We start from the raw sequence: 3,386 nt of genomic DNA, 5'->3' as shown, positions 1-3,386 counted from the left end.
GGAATGATATAAGTATTCAGCTCATCATACTCATATTCCTTCAGTGCCTGATTTAAATCAGCTACTAACGTAGAATCTTTTTGCGCAAAGTATTTAACCCACGCTTCCCAAAAATCTTCGGATTTCAAGTTGTGTTCTTCTGATACTTCGATTTTGTCGGCATCGTTATTTCTTGAAATAGTCCAAAATACTCCACTAATGATTAAAATCCCTAAGAGCATGAAAGCTGCTATCTTCATTCTGTTGATCGGTTTTTTGAGCCACAGAATCCCTTCTGGTCTTTTACCTGTATTAGCTCGAATGATTTGAATCGTAATGTTATCGCTTCCCCCTCTTTCTTTCGCTATCTCGACTAAATCGTCACAGGCATGCTGCGGAGCTTTTTTCATATGATTAGCTAACTCATCTTTGTCAAAATATCCGGAAAGACCATCTGAGCAGAGCAGGAACTGATCCCCAATAAACAACAAATTCGGTCCGGATATATCGGGGTGATATGTCTTGCTGCCTATTGCTCTAGTTATTACGTTCTTTCTGGGATGCTCTTTAGCTTGTTCTTCGGTCAGGATTCCCACATCCACCATCCCTTGCACTTCCGAATGGTCCTTGGTTAGCTGTTGAATCGTACCGTTTCTACGCAAATATAGCCTGCTATCGCCTACGTGGGCATACCAAAAGTTATCTTCTTTTATCAGAAGCATTACGAGAGTGGTTCCCATCCCTTGCGCGTCTGGATGCTTAGCGGTATACTCCGATGTTTTTTTCTGGGCCATCTCTATGCTTTCTGAGATTTTCTGCTTGACGCTTAACTTGTCCACAGAACCAAGCGCTTTGAAGTAATTGCTTATCGTTTCCACTGTCAAGTGTGATGCTATTTCGCCTCCTGCATGCCCTCCCATACCGTCACAAACAATAAACAATGACCCAAACATGCCTTCAAACACACCATAGTAATCCTGATTACTAGTACGATTGGGGTTTAAACCAATGTCTGTCAGATTTCCTACTGTTAAATCGTTAAATAATGGCCTCATTTGGTCTCCATCATTTCATAAATTGAGAAAATGCCTTCACTCGAGCCAATTGAAAAACGATCATTGTGATGTATCTCAGAGCGCGACACTTTTCGTGAGTTTATTGTAATGCCGTTTGCTGATTCGAGATCACGGATAATGAACCGATCGTCTTTATATTCTATAATCGCGTGCGTTCTCGAGACAGCATTGTCTGCCAAAATAATGCTATTATCGCTATTTCTTCCTATCGTGGCACCATTGGCATCCACCATGTAGATTTTGCCAGAATCTGCTCCTGATAGGAACTCCATCTTTAGTGTGACAGACGGCTTTATTGATTCATTAGCATCTTCAGGTTGAGACTTAGCTTCGGTGCTAATTCTACAATCAGAAATACTATCCTCTTTCTGCTTAATATCATGGTGCAGAAGCATTAGTCTTTTTCTTCTCCAAACTGCTAATATCACAAATAGCAATACTATAAAAGCTAGCGCGATAAGTATCGGCAGATACCTTAGAAAACCCGAAGCGTAAATCACTTTCTTGTGTTGCATTTTGTTATCTGGAAACTTTACCTTCGTTGATGACGTGAATTGTTCGTCCTCTACATTGAAGCTGATGTTCACCATGTGATAATTGCCATCCCCAGCAAGATCACAAACAGTGAAAGATAGCTCATGGAGACTATTCGGCAACTCTGTTATTCTAGCGATAAGACCATGTAATTCCTTGCTATGCTTTACTTGCCCATAGATACCATTGGTTTTCGAAGCGTAGTAATCTAAAATGCTAAAGTCAGGACTTCTCTCAACGGAATACCCAATAGTATGGATAGGAATACTTTGCATGAGCGAACTAGCGATAGTCTGTTCACGATCTCTGGGTGATACCACATCATAGATAACATCTTCTTTGCCATCACTGATAAATAATACTGAGTTCAACCCGGGTAGTTTTCGTTCAATAACTCTCTTTAACGCCTTATCAATACTATAGTGTAGATATGTGTTCCCTTTTAAAGTTTTGATGTTGTTGACTGACTCTTGCAGTATCTCTTTATCTAGGCTATAGTCGTTTAGAATTATCATCTCATTGCCAAATATTGATATCGATAGACGTACATTTTCGGGTAAATCCATTATCACTTTGCCCAATGATTCACGTATGTTTCTCAGCTGAGCGGAAGACATAGATCCTGAAGTATCAATACAGATCAAAACATTGTATTGCTTGTTTAGCGTCTTGAATGCTGTAATCTTCAGTGAATCAACTTCGTAGCTACCATCTACGTTGACAGCTAAATCATCTACCAGATCATCTATCACACTACTATCTTGAGATAAAGCAAAATAACTTTTAATGCTGGGATATAGTCGAGCGTCAATATGGTGCTGTTTTATCTCGTGAGCGGACAACAAGAATGAAACTAGCATGAGCAAGGTTAAAGCCACTATTGCTTTCACATATCTCATATATTAATCCCTCTTCATATAATCCTTAGTTTAAAAACAATACTCCCAAGTTTAATAATGTCACCATCATTAAGATACACTTTGTCTTCGACGATTTCATCGTTTACATAAGTACCGTTGACGGACAGCATGTCCTTCAGTATCAGTTTGCCGTCACGGAACAAAATCATAGCGTGTTCATCAGATACGGATGAGTGATTTATGGAAAGATCACATTTTACGTTTCTTCCTACTTTATTCTTACCTACATATAATCTGAAATCTAAACCGCTGGGTTGTAAATCATAAGTGACAATCCAACCAACTAGTTTTCTCAGGTCTGCATTAGCTCCTATATTTTCAGGATCTAGCGTAGATTGTTCTGATCGCTGTGAATTGGGGTCATAGATCATGGTGCGGTCACTCTTCATAGCTGGTTTCGGGTTAATTATCCGTGTCTTATCAGCATGGTTGGAACTTCTTTTAAATGAATCAATAAGCGTTTTATTGTCATTACAACGATCTTCACCCTCTATTACTGTTTTGACATTTTGCGAAGAAGTCGATGGTGGGCAATAGGGACAAGTAGATAGATTTGCATCGTAATTATGGCCATTTACACAGGTCTTTTTCAAGACTGTCAATTGATGCCCACATTTCTTGCAATATTTAGCGTTATCAGTATTATCTGCTAAGCAGTTGGGACACTTCATTTTTTTCTCCTTTTTTAATTGTGCCTTGTGATTCTTATTCTCATTCTTCTGTCAATTCAGATAAAGATGCATGCATTTTAACCCCCTTATCTGATCATCTGGTTAAGCATCTGATATACCTTAGTTGCCTCAGACTTCGTGGGAGTATCCCATTTTGTGTAATCAACAATCGGAATGTCTTCACCTAGTGCGATTATTCTTATTTG

At 39.1% G+C, this 3,386-nt stretch carries 3 protein-coding genes; all 3 read right to left on the bottom strand.

Features of this window, described 5'->3' with window-relative positions:
* Window positions 1–1,034, bottom strand: a 1,034-nt coding sequence (locus tag LHW48_10530; protein MCB5260882.1) for a Stp1/IreP family PP2C-type Ser/Thr phosphatase, incomplete at its 3' end; no start/stop codon positions are given.
* Window positions 1,031–2,488, bottom strand: coding sequence for an FHA domain-containing protein (locus LHW48_10525; GenBank protein ID MCB5260881.1), 1,458 nt, complete (start codon window positions 2,486–2,488; stop codon window positions 1,031–1,033). The genes LHW48_10525 and LHW48_10530, both read right to left, overlap by 4 nt.
* Before the next feature lie 14 nt (window positions 2,489–2,502).
* Entirely contained in the window at window positions 2,503–3,180 is a 678-nt protein-coding gene (locus LHW48_10520) for an FHA domain-containing protein (protein ID MCB5260880.1), read from the bottom strand.
* Window positions 3,181–3,386: the final 206 nt, after the last annotated feature.

It is taken from the genome of Candidatus Cloacimonadota bacterium, assembly GCA_020532355.1.
GTDB lineage: Bacteria > Cloacimonadota > Cloacimonadia > Cloacimonadales > Cloacimonadaceae > UBA5456.
The sequence above is the reverse complement of the archived record's forward strand: the minus strand, read 5'-3'. Positions and strand labels throughout refer to the sequence as shown.

Excerpts from the sequence above, each read along its gene's own strand:
- LHW48_10525 (MCB5260881.1), bottom strand. The coding sequence starts at position 2,488 with ATGAGATATGTGAAAGCAATAGTGGCTTTAACCTTGCTCATGCTAGTT.
- LHW48_10520 (MCB5260880.1), bottom strand. The coding sequence starts at position 3,180 with ATGAAGTGTCCCAACTGCTTAGCAGATAATACTGATAACGCTAAATAT.